Source organism: Nostoc sp. (assembly GCF_036917435.1).
Lineage (GTDB): Bacteria > Cyanobacteriota > Cyanobacteriia > Cyanobacteriales > Nostocaceae > Nostoc.
Window position 1 is genome coordinate 95,119 of the sequence record NZ_JBALDM010000056.1, and the last position, 24,016, is coordinate 119,134.

The 24,016-nt window shown below is 42.1% G+C and carries 15 protein-coding genes; 13 read left to right on the forward strand and 2 right to left on the reverse strand.

Annotated features, from left to right (window positions below; genetic code table 11):
* Window positions 1–229 precede the first annotated feature (229 nt).
* The 9 genes from V7K98_RS26980 to V7K98_RS27020 all read left to right on the forward strand — a co-directional run bounded on the left by V7K98_RS26980 (window position 230) and on the right by V7K98_RS27020 (window position 13,478).
* A complete protein-coding gene (locus V7K98_RS26980) occupies window positions 230–466 on the forward strand; it encodes a hypothetical protein (RefSeq protein ID WP_335027566.1) in 237 nt (78 codons plus the stop codon).
* Between the two features lie 184 nt (window positions 467–650).
* Window positions 651–2,417 (forward strand): sensor histidine kinase, encoded by a 1,767-nt coding sequence (locus tag V7K98_RS26985; protein WP_335027568.1) that lies wholly within the window; start codon window positions 651–653, stop codon window positions 2,415–2,417.
* On the forward strand, window positions 2,414–2,557 hold the full coding sequence (locus V7K98_RS26990; RefSeq protein WP_335027570.1) for a hypothetical protein: 144 nt from the start codon (window positions 2,414–2,416) through the stop codon (window positions 2,555–2,557). Before V7K98_RS26985 ends, V7K98_RS26990 begins: the two co-directional genes overlap by 4 nt.
* A 301-nt stretch (window positions 2,558–2,858) precedes the next feature.
* Window positions 2,859–3,089, forward strand: a complete 231-nt coding sequence (locus V7K98_RS26995) for a NifU family protein (RefSeq protein ID WP_012408256.1) — start codon at window positions 2,859–2,861, stop codon at window positions 3,087–3,089.
* Window positions 3,090–3,191: 102 nt separating this feature from the next.
* Window positions 3,192–5,426 carry a glycoside hydrolase gene (locus V7K98_RS27000; protein ID WP_335027572.1) on the forward strand — a complete coding sequence of 745 codons (2,235 nt, stop codon included), beginning with the start codon at window positions 3,192–3,194 and terminating at the stop codon, window positions 5,424–5,426.
* A gap of 294 nt (window positions 5,427–5,720) precedes the next feature.
* Window positions 5,721–6,881, forward strand: coding sequence for a serine/threonine-protein kinase (locus V7K98_RS27005; protein WP_335027575.1), 1,161 nt, complete (start codon window positions 5,721–5,723; stop codon window positions 6,879–6,881).
* 446 nt (window positions 6,882–7,327) lie between these two features.
* Window positions 7,328–9,385, forward strand: coding sequence for a serine/threonine-protein kinase (locus V7K98_RS27010; protein ID WP_335027577.1), 2,058 nt, complete (start codon window positions 7,328–7,330; stop codon window positions 9,383–9,385).
* A 405-nt stretch (window positions 9,386–9,790) separates the two neighbouring features.
* Complete coding sequence (locus V7K98_RS27015) at window positions 9,791–12,910, forward strand: MFS transporter (protein WP_335027579.1); 3,120 nt, start codon at window positions 9,791–9,793, stop codon at window positions 12,908–12,910.
* Window positions 12,911–13,217: 307 nt separating this feature from the next.
* The gene (locus V7K98_RS27020) at window positions 13,218–13,478 is read left to right on the forward strand and encodes a MoaD/ThiS family protein (protein ID WP_335027581.1); all 261 of its coding nucleotides are present in this window, start codon (window positions 13,218–13,220) and stop codon (window positions 13,476–13,478) included.
* Between the two features lie 47 nt (window positions 13,479–13,525).
* Here the strand turns inward: V7K98_RS27020 and V7K98_RS27025 are convergent, their stop codons facing one another.
* Both V7K98_RS27025 and bchH read right to left on the reverse strand, forming a co-directional pair.
* Entirely contained in the window at window positions 13,526–14,383 is an 858-nt protein-coding gene (locus V7K98_RS27025; protein WP_335027583.1) for a lysophospholipid acyltransferase family protein, read from the reverse strand.
* Between the two features lie 684 nt (window positions 14,384–15,067).
* On the reverse strand, window positions 15,068–18,796 hold the full coding sequence (gene bchH, locus V7K98_RS27030; protein WP_335027585.1) for a magnesium chelatase subunit H: 3,729 nt from the start codon (window positions 18,794–18,796) through the stop codon (window positions 15,068–15,070).
* A gap of 576 nt (window positions 18,797–19,372) precedes the next feature.
* On the opposite strand from bchH, the gene V7K98_RS27035 reads away from it, so the two are divergent.
* The 4 genes from V7K98_RS27035 to V7K98_RS27050 all read left to right on the forward strand — a co-directional run bounded on the left by V7K98_RS27035 (window position 19,373) and on the right by V7K98_RS27050 (window position 23,908).
* Window positions 19,373–20,314, forward strand: coding sequence for an N-acetylmuramoyl-L-alanine amidase (locus V7K98_RS27035; RefSeq protein ID WP_335027587.1), 942 nt, complete (start codon window positions 19,373–19,375; stop codon window positions 20,312–20,314).
* 330 nt (window positions 20,315–20,644) lie between these two features.
* The gene (locus tag V7K98_RS27040; protein WP_335027589.1) at window positions 20,645–21,514 is read left to right on the forward strand and encodes an inositol monophosphatase family protein; all 870 of its coding nucleotides are present in this window, start codon (window positions 20,645–20,647) and stop codon (window positions 21,512–21,514) included.
* 50 nt (window positions 21,515–21,564) lie between these two features.
* A complete protein-coding gene (locus V7K98_RS27045) occupies window positions 21,565–22,560 on the forward strand; it encodes a 2-dehydropantoate 2-reductase (protein WP_335027591.1) in 996 nt (331 codons plus the stop codon).
* 154 nt (window positions 22,561–22,714) lie between these two features.
* Window positions 22,715–23,908 carry a Fic family protein gene (locus V7K98_RS27050; RefSeq protein WP_335027593.1) on the forward strand — a complete coding sequence of 398 codons (1,194 nt, stop codon included), beginning with the start codon at window positions 22,715–22,717 and terminating at the stop codon, window positions 23,906–23,908.
* Window positions 23,909–24,016: the final 108 nt, after the last annotated feature.

Genomic DNA, 24,016 nt, shown 5'->3' on the forward strand with positions numbered 1-24,016 from the left:
GCGACCCGTAATTAGCCAAGATCGCTGATTTGTCCGCAAAAATTCTAGAGCCATTGTCTAGTCAGTTATATGAAAAATGCGATTTAAAACTTAAAGCCGTTACTTTGGTGCTATTTCGGGGAACTATTTAACTGTCCCCCTTGAAGATTTTTCAGTGAATTAGCCCAAATGATCGATATAACTACTTTACAAAGCTTTAGACAAAACCAATTCAGAGTATATCAAACCTATGAATATGCAAGAGAGAACTACCGATGCGGAAAACACACGAGCCGATAAGGTAGAAATTGCCGTCCGCCTGGACTCCGAGTTACTAGAGCAAATTCAGCATCTCACCAACGATCCAAGTAAAGTGATTGAAGTAGCAATTCGCCAGTGGTTGCGTGGTGAAATCCTTAGAGATGACGAACTAACACGCACCCCTGTGCGTACACCCGTTCCTCCTCGCGGTGAATGGAACGATTAGATTCCATCAGTCGTTTGTCAATCATTTGTCAATGCAAGTTAAAGAAGGTGAAGTTTGCCAAGCTGAATTTCAGAACACCAAGAAATACTCAATAAAAACAAAAAAGCTGTAAAAATTTATGCATAAATTTGAGCAGCTTTAGTAAAATTACGGTCGGATATCCTTTGTCTATCCAACTCAATTAATGACTATTACTGCCAATTCTCAATTGCCTAATGTATTTTCCCAAAATCTGGAATCTATTACCAGTAAGACTGATGGCTCATTACCAACTCTCGGAGCCGAGTTGGTTTATACACAAGATGGGGCAGGGCGCTATCTGACCTTTTATTGGCAGCACAGCGAACTTCTGGGGTTAAATACCGAAAAAATAGTTGACGAGTTGAACCAGACGCAAACCTTTGTCCCAGTGGATAAGGTTAATTATTTGGAACGATTGCACCGAATTTTGACAAGTTTAGTGCCAGAAAGGTTTCAGTGTTGGTTTAGCTACCACCAGGAATTATTTGAGTTGGACTTAGTGATTAGTCCGGTAATGCCGAGTTTGGGAACAAATGCCACTACAGTTTTAGTGATGGGACGCTTAGTGCAAGCGACACTCAACAAAAAACAAGTGTGTGTGGCATCAAAAACGCCTACCCAAATAGAGGCGGCTTTACGTTCACAGCAACACCAGAAATTGGTAACTCGCATTACCAGAAATATTCGCCGGACATTAGATTTAAATATTATTTGGCAGCAAACAGTTGACAGTTTAGGTAAAGCACTGCGGCTAGAGCGCTGTATTATTTGTACTTATCAGCCTTCTAGCTCAAAAGTAGAGGTGAAAGCTGAATATCGCCAGCTAGAACTCAAATCAATGCTTGGCTTGGAAATAGATATAGCTTCTGAGCCTGCCTTTGCTCAGGCTTTGACAACTCTAGAACCAGTTGTGATGGAAGTGTCTGGATACAAGGAGTCTGGGCGACAGAAAACTTTGGTGGTTGCGACTTGCTATCAAGATCAAGCTAATGGATTGGTTGCTTTGAATTGGCAAGATGAATGCTACACATTATCAGAATCGGAATTAGAGCTAGCAAAAGAAGCAGCAGATCAGCTGGGAACTGCGATCGCACATGCTACTTTATATGAAGAATTAGAAGTCGCACGTCAAAGAGCCGAAGAAGCTTCACGCCTCAAAAGCGAGTTTCTGGCTAATGTCTCCCATGAAATTCGTACCCCCCTCAACGGTATGATTGGCTTTTTAAAGCTCATTTTGGAAGGGATGGCAGATGATCCAGAAGAACAAAACCAATTTTTGTCAGAAGCTCATCACTTATCGATACATCTCCTAAATATCATCAACGATATTTTGGACATTGCTAAAATCGAAGCTGGCAAAATGGAGCTAGCTTATGCTCCAGTCAAGCTAAATGAGCTATTCAGCGATGTAGAAAGTTTCATGCGTCCCCAAGCAGAAATGAGAAACCTCAGCTTTCGGATGCAAATGCCTGCTACCTCCGATGAAATCATTGTCCAAAGCAACTACCAACGGTTGCTACAAGTTATGCTCAATTTGCTAGGTAATGCCATCAAATTTACTCATGAAGGTGGTGTTACCGTCAGCGCCGATTTAGTACTCAAAAAATCGAAACCAAACTTTCAAGGTCAAGAATTTCCTGGTATGGTGAGAGTCCGTGTCGCAGACACTGGCATCGGTGTTTCTTTGGATAAACAAGATAAACTGTTTCAATTATTCTCTCAGGTAGATGGCTCCCGCACTCGCCAGTATGGTGGCACTGGTTTAGGACTGGCAATATCCCAGAAGCTAGTAGAGGCAATGGGCGGCGAGGTACATTTTTATAGTCTGGGTGAAGGACTTGGTTCAACAGTCACATTTACAGTGCCACTATATCAACAGCCAGTTATGGTTTCATCTAGTGATAGTGACTCAATAAATAGTGGTGAATGAGTCATTGGGAATTGGGAATTGGGCATTGGGCATTGGGCATTGGGCATTGGGCATTGGGCATTGGGAAGAATTCTGTTCCTAGTCCGCAAAATTGTATAATTATGGGCTGGGTTGATGAACAAAATACAACAAACGCCTAAATGTTGGGTTTTGCTTTGCTCTACTCAAATTTACAAAAAATAGATTTTTGACCCCTTTTTACGGTGACGTGTACTGAGGAGCGTTAAATCCTGTCTTCCGTCAGACTGCAAAGCAGAACGTAAAAGCTAAAGTAAAGTAGGAGGCTCACACGAAAACTCTGTTTAGACAACGTGGAAAATAAAATTTTGGATAATAGTTAACGAGTAAGAGCGCAGATGGCACAAGAATGATTATTATTCAATGCCCAATGCCCAATGCCCAATTCCCAATGCCAATCATTAACTTAGCAGGTCTAAAACTATGGAACTCACAATTGACAACGTTGAAACAGTCTTAGATGAAATGCGCCCTTATCTCATGTCTGATGGCGGCAATGTGGAACTCGTAGAACTCGATGGGCCTGTTGTAAAACTGCGCCTGCAAGGTGCTTGTGGTTCTTGTCCCAGTTCTGCAATGACGCTGAGAATGGGTATTGAACGCCGCCTAAAAGAAATGATTCCTGAAATTGCGGAAATTGAACAAGTAGTCTAGGGACTGGGGACTGGAGATTGGGGACTGGGAAAGAATGGATTTTTTCATTCATAATTTATCATTAATACCTAATCCCCATTTCCTAACCCCTAGTTACTCGCTATGTCCCATCCTCTTTACATCGCTTTTGTCTGGCATCAACATCAACCTCTGTATAAATCTCCTGGTAGTGACGTTTCGACATCTCCGAGTCAGCAGTATCGTCTACCTTGGGTACGTTTACATGGGACTAAAGATTATTTGGATTTGGTATTGCTCTTAGAGCGGTATCCTAAGTTACACCAAACGGTGAATTTAGTTCCATCGCTGATATTACAACTCGAAGATTATATTGCTGGGACTGCTTTTGACCCTTACCTCACAGCCTGTTTGACACCGGATGAACAACTCACCCAGCAACAGCGCGAATTTATTATCCAACACTTTTTTGATGCCAATCACCATACGCTGATTGATCCTCATCCTCGCTATAGTGAGTTGTATCAGCAAAGGCAAGATAAGGGGCAAGCTTGGTGTTTAGCAAATTGGGAATTGCCAGATTATAGTGATTTGCTAGCTTGGCACAATTTGGCTTGGATCGATCCTCTGTTTTGGGATGACCCGGAAATTGCGACTTGGTTAAAGCAGGGTCGAAATTTTACTTTAAGCGATCGCCAGCGCATTTATTCTAAACAGCGAGAAATCCTCAGCCGCATTATCCCCCAACACCGAAAAATGCAGGAGTCGGGGCAGTTAGAAGTTACTACCACGCCTTACACTCACCCAATTTTACCCTTGCTAGCTGATACTAACTCCGGTCGGGTAGCTGTGCCAAATATGACGCTACCTAATCAACGCTTTCAGTGGGAAGAAGATATTCCCCGTCACTTGCGGAAAGCTTGGAACTTTTATCAAGACCGCTTTGGACAAATCCCTCGTGGTTTGTGGCCTTCGGAACAGTCAGTAAGTCCGGCAATCCTTCCACATATTATTAACCAAGGATTTAAGTGGATATGCTCAGATGAAGCCGTCTTAGGGTGGACGCTGAAACACTTTTTTCATCGAGATGGCGCAGGGAATGTACAGCAGCCAGAACTTTTGTACCAACCATATCGCCTGCAAACCGCAGAAGGTGATTTGTCAATTGTGTTTCGTGACCACAGATTATCAGATTTGATTGGCTTTACTTACAGTGCAATGCCCGCAAAAAAGGCAGCAGCAGACTTAGTGGGACATTTGCAAGCGATCGCCAAAATGCAGAGAGACAGTCAAAGCGATCAACCTTGGCTAGTTACCATCGCCTTAGATGGGGAGAATTGCTGGGAATTTTATCCCCAAGACGGCAAACCCTTCTTAGAAGCTTTATATCAAAGCTTGAGCGATGAACCCCATCTCAAACTCGTCACCGTCTCCGAATTTCTAGAAGAATTTCCCCCCACAGCCACCATTCCCGGAGGGCAACTACATAGTGGTTCTTGGGTGGATGGCAGCTTCACCACCTGGATCGGCGATCGCGCCAAAAATCGCGCTTGGGATTACCTGACAGCAGCTAGGGAAATGCTGGCAAGTCATCCCGAAGCGACGGAAGAAAACAACCCAGAAGCATGGGAAGCACTATATGCCGCAGAGGGTTCAGACTGGTTTTGGTGGTTTGGTGCAGGACACTCTTCAAATCAAGATGCCATTTTTGACCAGTTATTTCGAGAACACCTATTTGGCATTTATAAAGCATTAAATGAACCTGTGCCGCCCTATCTCAAGCAACCAGTGGAAATCCACGAAGCACAGACAAACCAGACCCCACAAGGATTTATTCATCCCGTCATCGATGGTAAAGGTGATGAGCAAGATTGGGATAAAGCCGGACGTATAGAAATCGGTGGGGCGCGGGGAACGATGCACAATAGCAGTGTCATCCAGCGACTTTGGTATGGGGTGGATCACCTCAATTTCTATTTACGGCTGGACTTTAAAAGTGGCGCTGCACCAGGACAGGATTTTCCAGCAGAATTGAATTTGCTGTGGTTCTATCCAGAAAAAACAATGGTTAATAGCCCAGTTCCTTTGGCAGATTTACCAGATGCAGCCCCACTTAATTATCTTTTTCACCATCTTCTGGAAATTAATTTGCTAACGCAATCGATTCAGTTTCGAGAAGCTGGAGACAATTATCAATGGCAGCCTCGTTTCAGTCGCGCTCAAGTAGCAATAAATAGTTGTTTAGAGTTGTCTGTGCCGTGGGCAGACTTGCAGGTTCCCCCAGATTATCCTCTGCGCCTGATTTTGGTACTTGCAGATGAAGGGCGTTTTTGCAATTACTTGCCAGAAAATGCTTTGATTCCTATTGAAGTGCCTTAGAATTCAATACCCTTGGTGTGATGACGATTCGGATTTCAATGCCTACTGGTAGGGGCAATACTAATACTCTGTGGGAAGCCGCTTTGCGTCTAGATGAATTGCCCCTACTTACGTATCAAGAAGTGTAGGGGTAATTCATGAATTACCCCTACGTGAAATCAAGGCTTTCAGTATCTTTTTGCGTAAGTCATCATAAAAGTAATGATGATTTAGTAAAGTTCCAGTAATCTTACTGTTGTCCAGGAATATTCGTCGTAAGATTAGAGACATTTCAAAGCAAGATATCTTATACTAATGAATCGCTTTTCTCAGAAAATAACGAATTCTCAAGAGAGCATTTCACAGCAAACTCAACTTGGTCAGATGTGTGGTTTGAAGAAGCTATTTCGCGATCGCTATGAAATATTGCAAATTTTAGGTAGAGGTGGTTTTGGTGTCACCTTTTTAGCTAAAGATGCCGTATTACCTGGGAATCCCCTGTGTGTCATTAAACAGCTATGTCCGAAAGTGACTAGTCCCAAAAGTTGGGAAAAGGCATGTGCGCGTTTTGAAAAAGAAGCAAGAACCTTGGCTCAACTCGGTAGTCATTCGCAAATTCCCATGCTATTAGACTATTTTCAGGCAAATGGGGAGTTCTTTTTAATTCAAGAATACATACCGGGTTTAACTTTGTCCCAGGAAGTGCGGCGAGGTGGGCCAAAAAGTGAAGCCTCAGTTAAACAGTTTTTACAAGAATTATTACCAGTATTAGAGTATCTTCATAAACATCATGTGATTCATCGGGATATTAAGCCTCAGAATTTATTGCGGTGTGAGTATGACAGGCGGATAGTACTGATTGATTTTGGTGCGGTGAAAGAGCAATTAGCTAATAGTTGTGAAAACTCAATGACTCTAAATACCAACTTTATTGGAACTAGAGGATTTGCGCCACCAGAACAGTTTTCTCTTTGTCCAGTTTATGCCAGTGATATTTATGCACTGGGTGTAACTTGTATTTATATGTTGACTGCTAAAAGTCCTTTAGAATTTGACTACCACCCAAATACTGGTGAGATATGCTGGCAAAAAGAATTAAATATTACCGATAGTTTTGCCCAGATTTTAGCGAAAATGGTGAAGGTTACGTTAGAAGATCGGTTTAAGACTGCCGAAGAAGTTATCAAAGCTTTAAGTTATGCAAGTTATTTCCCTACTTTAGCTAACTGTCTAACTAGCCAAAAATTAAATAATGAAAAATTCCACCCACAAGGGGATAGAGTTTTTGGGCATAGGGAAGAGCCTCTAATGCCCAATGCCCAATGCCCAATGCCCCAAGTATCAGGGCGGCTATCCCTCACCACCAACAAGGGGATGGAGTTTACCGCAGCTTTCAATGAAACTCCTGATGTATATATACCACCAGTCGCCAGAACTGCTAATGCGATTCGGAAATGGAGAGCGAGGCTTAAGTAAACAAGGTGGCAAAATTAAGTTGAAGCCTGATTGATTCAAGTATCAAATTAACAATTAATTATGAGTGATTTAAAATATAAAAAACAAATCTAGTAAGCATTGAGACTACATTTGATAGTCAGTGATGCTTAATCAATCAGGGTTTCACTTAATACTTAGTCAATTCTTGCTTGTCAATATACAAGCAAAATTACTAGGGCTAGCAGTTCAAAACAATATTTCTATTCAGATTATTATATAATCGGAAGAATAATTAATTTTATGGCTCTCGTAGTTTTCCACAAATGAGGAAGACTGACTACTATTTACAAACGCTAACTATATTAAGTAATTCCCCAATCCCCAAAACAGGGTTTTCTACCACAAGTAAGCGAGAGTCGATTTTCTTAAGGGAAAGTTAGGGGCAAACTTAGCCTAAGTTGTCATGCAGTCGCGCCTGTCAGATCATGATCTGCTGCTTAAATCCCGATTGCCTAAATCCCCTGAATCCCAATGGAAAGAAGTTCTGCCAAAGTTGTAGCACCCCGTTGGTGTCACTTTTAAGAAATCGCTTCCGTGTCATCCGAGTCCTTTCAGATGAGGGGGGATTTGGCAGAACCTATCTATCAGAAGATGTCGATAAACTCAATGAACGGTGTGTTGTCAAGCAATTAGCTCCTAAATTTCAAGGAACTTGGTCACAAAAAAAGGCGATGGAGTTGTTTGCCGAAGAAGCGCAGCGACTACAAGACCTTGGGGAACATCCTCAAATTCCGACTTTAATAGCTTACTTTGAGCAAGACGGCTGCCTATATTTAGTGCAGCAGTTTATCAATGGGGATAATTTGTTAAAGGAGTTGCAACAGCGCAAGGGGTATAACGCTAGGGATATTCAATCTATTTTGCTAGATTTACTCCCCATTCTAAAATTTATCCACGATCGCAAAATTATTCATCGGGATATCAAACCAGAAAATATTATCCGCCATAAAAGTGATGGACGATTGAGTCTGATTGATTTTGGTTCCTCAAAGCAATTCACCGCCAAAGTTCAGCAGAAATCTGGTACATCCATTGGTTCACATGGTTATTCTCCCCTAGAACAAATTAGAGATGGGAAAGCTTTTCCCGCCAGTGACTTGTTCGGTTTGGGGGCTACCTGCTTTCATCTGCTAACGGGAAACTCGCCCTTTCAGTTGTGGATGGAATCTGGTTATGCCTGGGTGAGTAATTGGCGAGAATATTTGCGGAGTCCATTAAATCCTGAATTGGATTTTGTCATCGACAAGCTTTTGAAAAAAGACCTCCATGAACGTTACCAGTCAGCCGATGAAGTTCTCAGAGACTTAACTCCAAAACAAACCCTGGCGCTACCACCAGCCGGTAAGTCGTCTGGAAAAATCCCCGCAACTCAAGCCCCATCTTTACCAAAAAGTTATCCCTTACTAAGAGTTTTAATTTTGGTAAGTGCTTTGATTCTGTTGTTCGGATTCCAAGAATCTTGGTATAAACATTTTCGCCGAATCCAAACCAGTTTAGTTTCTAGGTTGAGTCAGCACAATAATGCTGGCAAAGATGACGCGCTTTTAGGAGAATCGCCAAAGATTACTTTGGGTAAGGTTTCCTTAGCTAACACCCTCCAAGGGCATGAAAACTCGGTTTTATCCATCGCCATCAGCCCCGATGGGAAAACCATTGCCAGCAGTGGCGGCAATGGCACAATCAAACTTTGGAATCTTGCCACTGGGAAACAAATCTCTTCACTCAACGCCTATTCTCAGCAGGTGAATACGGTAGTAATTAGCCCAAATGGTAAAACTCTGGTAAGTGCCAGCGATGACAGCACCATTAAAGTTTGGGATTTAGCAACAGGAAAACAAATCCGCACTCTTACAGGACATTCTGATTCAGTTCATGCCCTAGCAATCAGCGCTGATAGCGAGACTCTGGTTAGTGGTAGTGATGACAACACCATTAAAATTTGGGATTTAGCAACAGGAGAGCAAATTCGGACACTGGTAGGACATACATTCTGGGTGCGATCGGTAGCTATTAGCCCCGATAGCGTGATTCTTGCCAGTGGGAGTTTTGACAAGACAATCAAAATCTGGAATCTCACCAAAGGGTACTCAATCCGTACACTAGAGGGAAATCATCAAACCGTAACATCTGTGGCTATTAGCCCAGATGGGAAAATTTTAGCCAGTGCTAGCCGCGATGTCTACGACGGGCGTAGGGGCGGCACCATCAAACTTTGGGATCTCGCAACCGGTAAAGAAATTCGCACACTGGCGGGACACGCCAACACAGTCACAACAGTAGCTTTCAGTGCCGATGGTAAAATTATTGCTAGTGGTAGCCGCGATCGCACCATCAAACTTTGGAATTCAGCCACAGGAGAAGAAATTCTCACATTAACAGGACACACCAATACTGTGACATCAGTAGCCTTTAGTCCTGATAGCAAAACCCTTGTCAGTGGTAGTGAGGACAACACCATTAAGATTTGGCATTTGTCTCAGTAAAAACCTTTCCTCTACTGGAATGTCCCTCTTCTTTTAGGAGTTACGATGTACACACAAGTCATCGAATTACCCAAAACAAAAGAATAACCTCACCCTGTCAAGAAAGAACAAATTCATGAATTGCCCTTATGACGCAAAATCAATTGTTATGATTAAGCAGTTCAAATTACAAGACTCGCAGCCAATAATTAACCAAATTTTTAACTACTCTTACCGTTAGATAATAAAATTTATCTCTTTTGCTGTATATACTTTTCAGCCTTTGGAGAGATGCTTTAAACAGCCAAATTCTACGATTCTGAACTAAACAGTTAGGTATTGCCATAGGTACAGACAAAAATACTAAGAGTTGCTTCTCAAGAAAATCTTAATTCCCCAAATTTAAACTTAGTAGAAGGAAATACAATGTTCCAAAGTACGGAAATCATGCTGGGACTGTACAAACCACTATTGTGGGTGGCACAGACTTCAGTAGATACCTCAAATATCACGCCAGCACAGGCATCGGTTCTCACTTCGGGGCCGCGCTTTTTTGTGGCTTTAATCTCTGGTGTGATCCTAGCCTTTGCTTTTCAATTAGTTCTAACTAATCTCTCTCTTGCAGCCGGTATTTCCTACCTGGGGCACTCATCTGACTCGGATTCAGATTCTGGGGAAGCCGGAAGTTTGGGTGGCAGCATTCGCAAAATCGGCACAGCAGTCGGGATTTGGACGTTAGTCACTGTAACGATCGCCTTATTAATTGCCTGTTTTCTGGCAGTAAAATTGAGCCTTGTAATCTTAGATCCAGCATTGGGAGCGATTCTCGGTTTAGTGATTTGGGGTGCTTACTTTTTACTCCTAGTTTGGGTCAGTTCCACTACTGTGGGTTCCTTAATTGGCTCAGTGGTGAATACAGCAACATCCGGTTTTCAGGCGATTATGGGCACAGCTACCGCCGCACTGGGCGCTAAAGCTGTCAATAACCAAGTTATCGCCACAGCTGAAGCTGCCGCCGCCGCCGTCCGTAGAGAACTAGGAAGCGGCATCGATCCTGGAAGTATTCGGGAGAATATAGAAGATTATTTAGATAAGCTGCGTCCACCAGAGTTAGATGTATCGAAAATTCGGAGTGATTTTGAAAATTTACTCAACGATCCACAATTAAAAGCGATCGCAGGGACTCCAGATATTCGCAACATCGACCGCGAAAAGTTTATCGAGTTAGTCAGCAGCCGCACCGATCTTTCCAAAAAAGACGTTACCCGCATTGCTGATACTTTGTATAAAGTTTGGCAACAGGTAGTGAGTCAACATTCACCCACCGAAGACCGGATGGGTGAATTGATGGATTATCTAAAATCACTTCCAGCCGGACAAAGCAAGACAGATGAACTCAACGCCAAGCTGGATCGATTAGTTTCAGAATCACGTGGTTCCAAAGAAGCTGACCAAAAGGCATCTACTGGGCCAATTCAAAGTACACTCCAGCAAGGACTATCTGCCTTAACTGGTATTGTATTGGGACGGGCAGATTTATCTGATTTGGATGTGGAAAAAATCTTAGGTAGCCTCACCACCGCCAAAGATAAAGTTACTCAACAAGCAGATAAGCTAGGTTTGCCAACACCATCACAACCCTATAGCCCAATTCGGTCTGATGTCGAAAACTATCTTTACAATACTTATGCTTGGCAACTAAGTCCAGAAAAAATCGCCCAAGAATTTAGTGATGTCATCTACGACCCAGCAGCCGACCCTGGAATCGTCCGCAGAGAACTAGAACGCCTATCCCGCAACGATTTCGTTAATATTCTGCAAAAACGGGGACTACTTACCCAAACCCAAATTCAGCGCATTGCCAATCAACTAGAAGTTGTCCGCAAAGATGTGCTGGTGACAGTTACAGGTGTCGAAGAAAGAGAGATAGTTCAAGACTTGCAACGCGCAGTGGAAAGTTATCTGCTTGTTGCCCCAAAAACAGATTTGACTCACGAAGGCATTGAGCAGAATTTCAAACCACTCTTGCAAGACCCGGATGCAGATTACGAAACCCTGACATTGCGACTAGCGCACCTTGAACGTCAAGAAATTCGGGAGATATTGCTCCAACGGAATGATGTCCAGTTATATGAAGTAGACAGCATTCTGGATGAATTGGAAAAACAGCGCGATCGCGTCTTGGTAGAATCGAAAGGATTAGCAGAACAGGCACAATATCAAGCAGAAACCCTGTGGTTGAATGTAGAATCATATCTGCGTAACACAGGAAAATCAGAACTGAATCCTGATGCCATCCGCGCGGACTTCAAAAAGCTATTAGAAGATCCCCAAGCTGGAATTAGCTCAATTCGGGCCCGCTTGTCTCGCTTTGACCGCGATACCTTGGTGCAATTGTTGAGCCAGCGCCAAGATTTGAGTGAAGATCAAGTTAATCAAGTCATTAATGCGGCTGAGGAGTCGTGGCATAACATTCGTCACACACCACAAGCTGTAGTGGATAAAGCCAAAGAGCAATACGACTCTGTTACTACGACGATCGCAGATTATCTGCGGAATACTGGTAAACAAGAACTGAATCCTGAAGGTATTGGGCGAGATTTGACCAAATTGTTTGAAAATCCCAAAGAGGGAGCCGTTGCACTGCGTCGGCGGTTGTCGCAGGTAGACCGAGATACACTAGTGAAATTGCTCAGTCAACGCCAAGATTTGAGCGAACAACAAGTCAATGAAATCATTGATTCCACACAAACTTCAATTCGCAACTTTGTGCGTGCGCCTCGGCGTTTAGCTACCCGCACTCAGCAAAGAGCGGAAACCTTCAAAGCTTATGTGGAAGAGTATCTACGCCAAACTGGTAAAGAAGAACTTAATCCCGAAGGTATCAAACGCGACTTACAACTACTCTTGCACGATCCGCGAGTTGGGGTAGAAAGTTTTAGCGATCGCCTTTCCCATTTTGACCGTTCTACCATTATCGCTCTGCTGAAAATTCGGGAAGATATGTCCGATGAAGAAGCAGCACGGATTGCTGATAGCATTGTGTCTGTCAGGGATCAATTTGTAGAACAAGTGCGGAATATCCAACGAGGCATTCAAGATGCCATTGACGGGGTTTTTGCCCGCATTCGCAACTATTTAAACTCTTTGGATCGGCCGGAACTTAACTACGATAGTATTAAGCGCGATGTCCGCACATTTTTTGAAGATCCTCAAGCCGGATTTGATGCTCTGCGCGATCGCCTATCTTCTTTCGATCGTGATACCTTAGTAGCAATTATGAGTTCTCGTGAGGACATCTCAGAAGAAGATGCCAACCGGATCGTTGACCAAATTGAGCGGGCTAGGAACACAGTATTGCAACGTGCAGAACGCATCCAGCATGAAGCTCAACGCCGCCTAGAACAGGTGAAGCTTCAAGCGCAGCGACAAGCAGAAGAAACCCGCAAGGCCGCAGCGACAGCAGCGTGGTGGCTGTTTGCCACAGCATCCGTCTCAGCCGTTTTCTCTGCATTAGGAGGAGCGATCGCTGTAGTTACGCAGTAGTTCACCAAGTTGTCTCCGCTAAACTTAAGCCTCCCGGTGTGGGAGGCTTTTCTATAGGACGTTAATTTGATGTTCGACAAGAAAAGGAACAATCGCGTTTCACAATATCTGATAAAAAATTTTTAAGCTTAACTGAACCGTATTGACTTAACATCAAGTTGAATTCTGACTTCTGAATTCTTCTTGGTCAGGCAATTTTTGCTATGAACTTGTGAAATGATCTACTTAGTGATGTATACTAAGTCCCAAGAGTTCAGGCTGCTTTTCAAGTCTTAAAGTACTTGCTAGTACTGCCAAAGCATATTGTATGTCTAAATCTGCAATCACCATTAACGTTAAATTGTTCGCTGCTTATCAAGAAGCCTTTAAGGTTTCGGAACTGGTGCTGGAATTTCCCAATAGTATGCCAGTCAAAGCAGTGTGCGATCGCCTCATAGCTGAACACCCCGAACTCTCCCAATGGCGAGATATCACTCGCTTCGGGATTAATTTAATATTTGTTGAACCAGATACCATATTACAAGATGGTGATGAAGTCGTACTGATTCCACCAGTTAGTGGCGGCTAGGGAAATAGTTAGGAGTTAGGAGTTAGGAGTTATAAATTTATGACTCCTCATCTGGTATTAGATTTAGCAGTTAGCTGGACTAAGTTATCTAACTCTTGCTGCATCTGATTAAGAACTAATTCATAACATTCATTGACATAATAGCGATCGCTAGCGGCTTCAGTACCGTAACGTTCAAATACAATCGGCGAACAAACCTGCGTATACATGGGTACAGGTAATGGGATGTTAGGCAACGGGCCAATTGCTAATCCCCAAGGGAGTCCGAGATAAATAGGAAAAACTTCCGGATCAATCCCAAGCAGCCAAGGCATTCCCCATTCGTGGAGTTGCTGCATAATTTTGTATAAGTCAGCCAGTACAATTAGCGTATCGTGAGCGCCCCAAGAAATTACAGGCACAATCGGCACATTTTCCCGCAACGCCAACTTGACAAATCCTTGTCGCCCTGCAAAGTAGATTTTGTTACGCAAATAATGTGGTCGGAAGACATCTTCGGCTCCACCTGGATAAACTAGCACACTAGCCCCAGAGCGCAAAGCAGTGTAAGCCATTTTCGGATGAGCGATGATTGCTCCGGCCTTGGCGGCTAGTTGCGCTAGTGGTTGGCTAACCTGCCAAGCCTTGGGATGCATCAAACCATAAACTGGCTGCTCTACACCAAATCGTCTGAACCAGTCGTACATCACCATTCCCATATCAGGAGCCGTGAGTCCCCCATTATGCGAACCGACAAATAGGACTTTTTCTTTGGGTGAAATATTGTCCCAGCCACTAGTTTTAACTTGAAAATAGTGCTGATAGAAAAAGCCCAATAGAGGCATCAGAGATTCTATGAACTTTGGATCTCGCTCATCCAAAGACCAACCGGATTTTTTGTTTAAAAGATGTTGCTTTTTTGACATCGATGCATTCTAACAGGATTGCTAAGGGTCAAACAATCTTTATACCAATTTTATTAATAAATACATATTTTTATCGTATGTCAAAGGGCTACGGTGTACACACAAGTCGAAAAACACAATATACATAGCTTCAATCTAGTAGGGTGCGTTATGGACGTTAGTCCTAACGCACCGAAAATCTAGGATGGTGCGTTAGCCTCCGCCATAACACACCCTACAAAATGGGATTTTGGCTGATTCGATGACTTGTGTGTACACCGTAGGCTTATAAAGGAGAGGGAAACTAGAGACAGGATGAAGTTTTGCATTTTATTTAACGTATCGCGGAAGTCCCCATCTTCAAGGTACTCCTAAGATGGGGATTGTGAGCGGGGAATGAGGATTGCATCTGGAATTGATTTTTTACTCGGTAAAAAAAAATTCTAGATGTATGACGAATTCCCAAAATTTTCTGGTAAGATAACTAATGTCTTGACCATCAATGCCGCAAGCGAAAACCAAGCTAATAGGTATATGTTGCAAGAGAAAGATTTGGGTCTTGGGAACCAGGACTCCTGCCCTTGGAGGGAATGTCAGACTAAAAAAACTACGGAGTTTTTGAGGCTATTCCCAATGAATTGGGAAGCTCAGACAACAGAGGTAGGCAAGTCTGAGTAGTTCACTCCACGATCCTTACTCAACTCTCTAAACTGTCACTCCCTCTAATTCCCCATCTGTCAACTCATACAACTGACGCAACTTATCTAACTTATCACCATCAGCTTCCCAGAAACCCCGCCCATACGCTTCTAACATTCTCCCTAAAATATTGCGAAAAGCTTCAGGATTTGCCTGACGTAATTTATCCGCCATCTCTGCATCTAACGCATAAGTATCAGCCGCTTGGTCATAAACCCAATTATCGGTAAAATCGGCAGTACCACCCCAACCAATCAACGCCGTCATCCGTTGAGAGATTTCAAAAGCACCACCAGAACCTTGATTCGCCATTGCTTGCGCCCATTTGGGATTTACCAACTTAGTGCGATACTCCATTCGCAGCAAATCATCTAAATTGCGCGGTGTAGTATCCTTCGAGAAACTTTCCACAAAGCTAGTTGTCACCTTCTTACCACTTTGTTTTTCGGCAGCCTTTTTCAGACCGCCCGTATTGGCGTAATATTCTTGAATATCCGTTAAACCATATTCTACCGAATCGATTTCTTGAACAATGCGATCGCTAGTTTTTAACAAAGTATTCAAAACTTCCGGTCTAGCTTGACCTTTATCCTCTCTCCCGTAGCTGAATACATTGCGACTTTGCCAAGTATTCCCCAACTCCTCACCAGATTCCCAATTTCCATCAACCACGCGATCGTTCACCAAAGAACCAAAATCACCCGCCGGATTAGAAAACAACCTCGCCGATGCATTTTCCACACCTTGGGCTTTTAAAGCTAAAGCGTGTTTCCTAACAAAATTTTGATCTTCAGGTTCATCAGCATCAGCCGCCCGTTGAAATAAGTCATCCAACAATTCGATAATATTGACAAAACTATCTCGAAAAATCCCAGACAAATTACCCAAAATATCAATCCGGGGATGTCCAACCTCCGCCAACGGCTTCAACTCATAACGAACAACTCTACCAGTTCCTTCTTTAACAGGTTCAGCCCCCACCAATTCCAACAGAATCCCCAAAGATTCACCCTTAGTTTTAATCGCATCCAATCCCCATAACATCACCGCCACCGTCTCAGGATATTTCCCATATTCATCCAAATGCTGCACAATAATTTTTTGAGCAATTTCTCGTCCCCGTTGATACGCCGCAGGCGAAGGCATCCGATAGGGATCTAAAGCATGAATATTCCTCCCAGTCGGCAACACCCCAGCCCCATCCCTTAACAAATCTCCACCAGGCGCAGGCGGAATATACTCCCCATTCAACCCCCTCAACAAATTCGTCAACTCATCCGTAGATTGCATCAACAAATCCCTAATTAATCTTTCTTCTTCTTCGCGTCCTTTGCGCCTCTGCGGTTCGTTCTCCTCCTCTTCCCCCCCAAAATAAGCCTCCAAATACGCCTCCAACTCTTCCTCACTCGGCCTTTCCCCAAACGTATGCAACCCCGAAGAAAACAACCGATTTTCTAAAACCTGCAAATATTCATACAACACCACCAAATAATCATCAAAAGCATTACCACTAAACATCCGAACATTCTCAGGAGTAAACGCAATCCCCAACTTTTTCGCATCCTCAAACGGACAATCAGCATCCAACCCAGAGTCCACAATCTTTTTACAAATCGCTTCCTTCAGCACATAATTCTTTTCTGAATCTTCCCGATACTCCGCAATCAAATCTCGCAACGTCACCAATTCCTTATATAAACCTGCCCGCCCATAAGGAGGCACATTATGAGAAATCAACACACCATAACCGCGACGTTTTGCCAACATCGATTCAGAAGGATTATTCGCCGCATATATATATAGATTCGGCAGATTTCCTAACAGAATATCCGACCAAGAATAACCCGTATTCCCCAACGGAGAACCAGGCAACCATTCCACCGTTCCATGCATTCCAAAGTGAACTAAAGCATCAGCTTGAAACTCATTTTGCAGCCATTTATAATAAGCTACATATTGAGGATGAGGTGTTAAATCTCGTTCAAACATTAAGCGCATGGGGTCGCCTTGTATTCCTAAAGGTGGTTGTACACCTATCCACACATTGCCTAATTGCACACCACCAATTTGGAATTCATCGCCATAGGTTTTAATACCAGTTCCCGTGAGAGATTTCCATTGTTTTTTGATGCGGGAAATTTGCAAATATCCCAGCCATTTTTCTAGAGTGCGAACATTAACAGTATTTGTGGGGTGGGCAACATGAGCGCCATTTTGGGGCAGGCGAGACGACTGCCCCACAAGAGGATTAGCTTCATCCGCCTCTTTCACCCAGCGAATCAATTCTTCACCATCTTCCGGTAAATCTCCGACGGTGTAACCTTGTTCTTTAAGTGCATGGAGAAACTTCAACAAACTACGCGGTACATTTAATAATGCAGCTGTCCCCACAGCACCATAACCTGGGGGAAACCCATATAAAATAATGGCAATTTTGCGTTCCGAAGCAGGTTTTTGCCGCAAATTCACCCAGCTTTTCACCCTATCAATTAATCGCTGCACCCGTTCGGGAACAAGATAAATATTTTCGCCCACCAAACCACCGAGAGGAACGGTATCAATAGCCCCATCTAATTCTGGTAAGGCGTACAACACCACACTTTGCAATCCGCCGATACCTTGGCGCGTCCACGAGTGAATATCTTGAATTAATAGTGGTGCAGCAACAATATAAGGTACATTTTTGGCAGTGAGAATGCGCTTTGCTACTTCTATTTGACGGCCAGCTTCCATTGAACCAGCCGGGCCACCCACCAGGGGAAAGCCAATTGTAGAAACGATCGCATCTACTTTAACTGCTTCACTAGAAAGTGAGGCTGTCTCTATATTACCTAGTTGTCGTTGCTGAATTTCATGATCTGTTGTCATCAAATCTCGTACCGCCACATGTCCTTCTACGCCGTTGATGAAAATGGGTAAAGGAGTTAACCCAGCTTTTTCAAAACTGCGAATTAGTTGGGGAATGTAGGGTAGTTTGGTGATGACGTGTTTTCGGTAGAGGAGAATTCCGATAACTGGGGAGACGCGATTGGGAAAGACGCGATTCATCGCGTCTCTACAATGGGTTTTATACCATTCCAGGTACGCCTTTGGCGATTCAAAAAATCCTGGATAGTCGGGATGGAGTAATCCGATATTTGGGGTTTCGACTAATGGGGGAATGTCGCCAACTTTTAAATTTAAATATTTTTCTGCTAGTGTCCAGAATAATGAAGCGACGTTTTCTGAACCGCCAGCATTCCAGTAACCATAGATAATTAACCAGTTGCGTAAGTCTTGGACTTTTTGCACTGGGACGTATTTCAGTAGTTTGGGGCCGATTTTTAAGAAGCTGATGTAACCAGCGAGTTTGTCTTCTTCTCGGCCGTTGCTAAATTTGTCGAGGATGAATTTAACTGGTTTGGGCATTCCTTTGGGCTTGTCGCCAATGGCAAAATCACCCAACTTGGTTAAACTCATCAATTCCAAGGCTGACTCAAAGACTAGGCGGATGGGAATTTGGGAAATGCGATCGCGCAACCACACAACTTGGTCATAATCAAATAGGAGGCTGCCGAAAAATACATCAGCGTTATCAAGGGCTGCTTCTACCTCGGCCCGTTGACTGGTAAGATTGCGATCGCTAAATACCCGAATATCCAACTCAGGACAGCGAGAGTTAGCCAAAAAAGCTGCTTTCCTGTACAAGTCAGCGTTGAACGATTCAAATCCAGCAACCAAGACGATGCGTTTCATGCCTGTAAGCTACGAAATATTTCTTTACTTAAATCTTAAACGTGCTTTCAGGCTTATTGTTAAATATCTACCCACAGATTTCGGTCAATAATTCTTTGAGGTAGTTAAGACTTTACCATTGCCAATGCATCTGGGATATTTTGATTCCAAAACACAAGATTTAGGGCTGAACAAGGCAAGGGGCAAAATCTCCTTATAAAGGTGGCAAACTTCCGCCATAGTGTATTAAGTACATTTATCATGGCTTTCTACTTTTACAAAGAGCTATTATCTGAATAATGGAGGTTATTGAGGTATTGCAATTTATTGCAAAAGTTAATGGGTTATTCCCGATTTTGATAAATTATAATGGTTGTGTTTTTGGTTAAAATATATTTTAGAATTAGTTGATTTGACCACATAAGATTTGCTGTTCAGGTTCGCAGAAAAACTTATTTTGTTTGCTAGCGTAGTAATGCGGAAGATAATGCGGACATTGCGAACAAGTACTTCAACAAATTTATCAACAAAACTTTGTCTATATAATTGGAAGAGTTTTGAACCAGTGTAAAAAATAAGTAACTTGAGGATAAAATCATGAAATTTGGAATTGATAGCGGGCACAATTGTCCACCAGATACAGGAGCAAGTGGGATTAAATTTGAGGATAATTTAACTCTTGATGTAGGTAATAGAGTTATAGCCAAGTTAAGAGCTTTAGGAAATGAAGTTGTAGTATGTAGACCGAGTAGTGCTAGTACAGTTCGTGACTCACTCTCAAAAAGATGTTCTACAGCTAATGGGAGTAAAGTAGACCTTTACGTCTCGATTCATTTTAATGCTTTTAACAACCAAGCTAATGGTACAGAAGTATATGCAACTAGTGATACAGGGAGAAAAATTGCTAAACCTGTATTAGATGAAATTGTCAAATTGGGTTTTTTTAATCGTGGGGTTAAAAGTGGTTCCCATTTGTATGTTCTGAAAAATACAGATATGCCAGCAATTCTTGTAGAAGGTTGCTTTATCGATTCGCAAAAAGATATGAATCTTTTTAATGCAGAAGCAATGGCTAATGCGATCGTCAAAGGCTTAACAGGGAAAGTGCCAACTACTCCTGTTAACCCTGTACCAGATGAAGAGGAGAATGTAGATACAACTGTTCTCAGACTGCAAAAAGCCTTAAATCGACTCAAAATAACCGATAAAAATGGTAACAAATTAGTGGAAGATGGCTTCACTGGGGCTAACACCAAATCTGCTGTAGAAAAATTTCAGACTATTGTCGCAGTTCAGGCAACTGGAATTGCTGATGCAACTACATGGAATGCCATAAATCTAATTTTGGCAAAACGAATTATCAGACCAAATCATGCTGGTGGTGCAGTTGTTAGATATTTGCAATACCGTTTAGGTGTTGAGAGTGATGGCGTTTACGGGCCTCAAACAGAGGTTATAATCAAGAACTTTCAAAAGCAAAATGGTTTAGATGCTGATGGAATTCTTGGGCCTGTTAGCTGGCAGAAATTAATTGGTTGATCGATAAATATTCTTGGTAGTTGGCGCTTTAGCATAGCGCTGGGTTGTAGAGATGCGAAATTTCGCATCTCTACAAGCTTTGGATGACAAACCTATTAAATGAGTAATGAGTAATGAGTAAATACCCATTACTTATTACTTCAAACATTTTAGACATGTATAATTAGGGCGGGCAAGATGCCCACCTCACAAGAGTTTTATTTTATTTGATTATTAAATTTAGATTATTTTCAGCTTATCATTGTATCCAAACAATACCGTAGTTCTGTTTAGATATAGAATTGTATCGCCCTGCCAAAGAAAGATTATTTCTGAAAGGAGTTTGCTGCAATGTCCACAACACCAACCACTCGACTAATTTTAGAGACTTTACTCCCCCATCTCAAAGTAGCAGCAGCCTATGCCAATTTTCTGCAACCAAAAATTGCTGCACTTCCCGCCAAAGCACAAGGAAACAACTTTTTTAGTGCTGCACTTACTGATGCAGATGTGGCGATTCAAAATTTAATAGAAGTAGTATTACTAGGCACTTTTCCAGAGATTCGCTTTTTTGGTGAAGAGTATGAAAGTTCTCATAACACCAAGTATTTTCGCGCTACCGAACTCGGTTCAGAAGGTGATTATTTAGTCACACTCGATCCGATTGATGGCACGAAGTTTTACATGGATGGACATTCTAATTACCAAATTATTCTCAGTATTCTAAATTCGGATGATTTTGAAGCAGTACTTGCAATTTCCCCTGCCCAAAATGTTTATTTTTACGCCCTTCGAGGCAAAGGTGCTTTTAAAGGGACGCTGGAGATGAATTTAGAAGCCTGTACTCCGTTAGATATAACATCTGCCAAACCTGCTATTTTATTGGGATGGGGAATGAATGCGATCGCAGCTTCACTAAAAGATCGATATAAAGTAATCGATATAGCAACTGATTACTCTAGTGATATTCAAATTCCCAATCTCAATGGTATTCTCAGTGGTGACTTGAGTGGAGCAGTCATCAAATCGGGTAAGTTTATTGATAGTGCTGCACTCGCTTTTATTGCAAAAGAGGCTGGTTGGATTGTCACTACTCTGGATGGTTCGACTTTACCGCCACTGCATACTTGTAAAAACTACAGCCTGCCTGGATTAATAGTAGCTGCCTCAAAATCTATTCATCAGGATTTACTCAAAGCTATGCAAAGCGTAGCTGTTTGAGGTAAAAGCAACTGGATACTGTCTTCCACGACTCATATTCTTTTGACAAAATGAAAATCTGTATTGTTGGCGCGGGTGCTATCGGCGGATATTTAGGGGCAAAACTGGCACTAGCAGGTGAAACAGTGACGTTAATCGCGCGTGGTTCTCATTTGGAGGCAATTCAAAAAAATGGGCTGAAGTTACTCATGGCAGACGGTTCTAGCCAAATTGCTACCCCCTCTCTGGCAACTAGCGATATTCAGTCAGCAGGGCCACAGGATGTAGTAATTTTAACTGTGAAGGCTCACAGTGTACTTGCGATCGCACCTTCTCTTCCTGCACTCTACAATCCTGACACAATGGTGGTGACAGCCCAAAATGGCGTTCCTTGGTGGTACTTTCGTCAGCATGGTGGTGAGTATGAAGGTACGCGGATTCAATCTGTTGATCCAAATGGAATTATTGAAACTAGTATCGGTGCTGAACGCGCCATCGGTTGTGTTGTTTACCCAGCAACTGAGATAATTGAACCAGGTGTAATTAAGCATATTGAAGGCGATCGCTTTACTCTTGGTGAAATCGACGGTAATAAAAGCGATCGCATCCAATTATTGGCACAAACTCTCAAACAGGCAGGATTCAAAGCACCAATCCGCAATCAAATTCGTACAGAAATTTGGATCAAATTGTGGGGGAATGTGGCATTTAATCCGATCAGTGCCCTGACTGGTGCTACTTTGGAGGATATTTGCCGCTATCCTCTTACCCGTGAACTAGCAAGGCTTATGATGACTGAAACTCAAGCGATCGCAGAAAATTTGGGTATAAAGTTTGGCATCACTTTAGAACAGCGAATTAATGGGGCAGAAAATGTTGGTGCCCATAAAACCTCGATGTTACAAGATATTGAAGCCAGACGCGCTACGGAGATAGACGCGATCGTTGGCGCAGTGGCAGAATTGGGAAAACTGACTCAAATTCCCACACCTTATATTGATGCGATTTATGCCAGCGTTAAGCTGCTAGAGGTGACTAAACAAAGAAGTTTATTTAATAAAAGATAAAAGTTTAACTTTCTTTGATTTCTAACAGATTTAAAACTAAAACAGATGGAACATGCAGTTTACTTGCTGTTTATTTAAATATATCAAGCTTGTAATTATATCATGTATAAACACAAAAAAAATCTTATTGCTGATACTAAGAGTATTTGATAATATGGATGAAAAATTGTCTCTTGTTAATGAAATCGATAATATGATTGATACCAATAGAGCAGGTAGATACATAGAACAGCTTACTGGATACAAAGCTTTTATACCTAATCCTTTACCGCCTATACCCAAATTATGTATTGATGATGAAATGTTAGAACTTTTATCACAAGCAGATAGAGCATTAGGTCGTTTAGATGGATCAACAGACGCTTTACCTAATCCCGACTTATTCGTGTTTATGTATGTTCGTAAAGAGGCAGTGTTGTCAAGTCAGATAGAAGGAACACAAGCTTCTTTGATAGATGTCCTTGAGTTTGAATCCCGTACAGTTGAACCAGACAACCCGCAAGATGTAACCGAAGTTGTCAACTATATTGCAGCAATTAATCACGGACTCGAAAGATTAGAGAATAATTTTCCTTTATCATTGCGATTGATCCGTGAAATTCATAAAGAATTATTGAGAGAAGGTCGAGGTTCTGAAAAGGGTTCAGGAGAATTTCGCCGCAGCCAAAATTGGATTGGTGAAGGAAGATGTAATTTAAAGGAAGCTACTTATATTCCACCTCCACCCCATGATATGCAAGAAGCTTTAAGTAATTTTGAGAAGTTTTTACATGACTCTGCTCCAATGCCAGCTTTAATTAAAATTGGATTAGCTCATGCTCAGTTTGAGACAATTCACCCTTTTGAAGACGGCAATGGAAGAACAGGACGCTTACTAATTACTCTGTTATTATGTGAAAAAAATATATTAAAACGTCCTTTACTGTATATATCTTATTACTTCAAAAAATACCGATTGCAATATTACAATCATCTCCAATCTATCAGGGATAATGGTGACTGGGAAAGCTGGCTTAAGTTTTTTTTAAAAGGTGTATATGAAGTTTCCCAAGAAGCTTCTACTGTTGCTCGTCAAATAGTTAATTTAAAAGAAGAACATCGTAAAACAGTAATGGAACAAATGGGAAATCGGAAGGCAGGGAACGCTATAGCTTTACTCGAAAAGCTCTATTACAAGCCAGTTTTTAATATAGAAATGGCTCAAGAATTTACCCAATTATCATATACTAACGCTAATATTCTAGTCAGGGAATTATGTAATATAGGAATCGTGGAAGAAGTTACTGGAAATAAACGTAATCGAGCTTTTATTTATGAACCATACCTATCTATTTTTAAGGAGTCTTAACAGCAAAGATAGAATTTTTAAAATATTTTTAATTTTCGATATTAGAGTAAAAAATACTAAAAACGGTAATTTTGAAATTTCAGCATTTTAACTAAAGAGAAAATATCC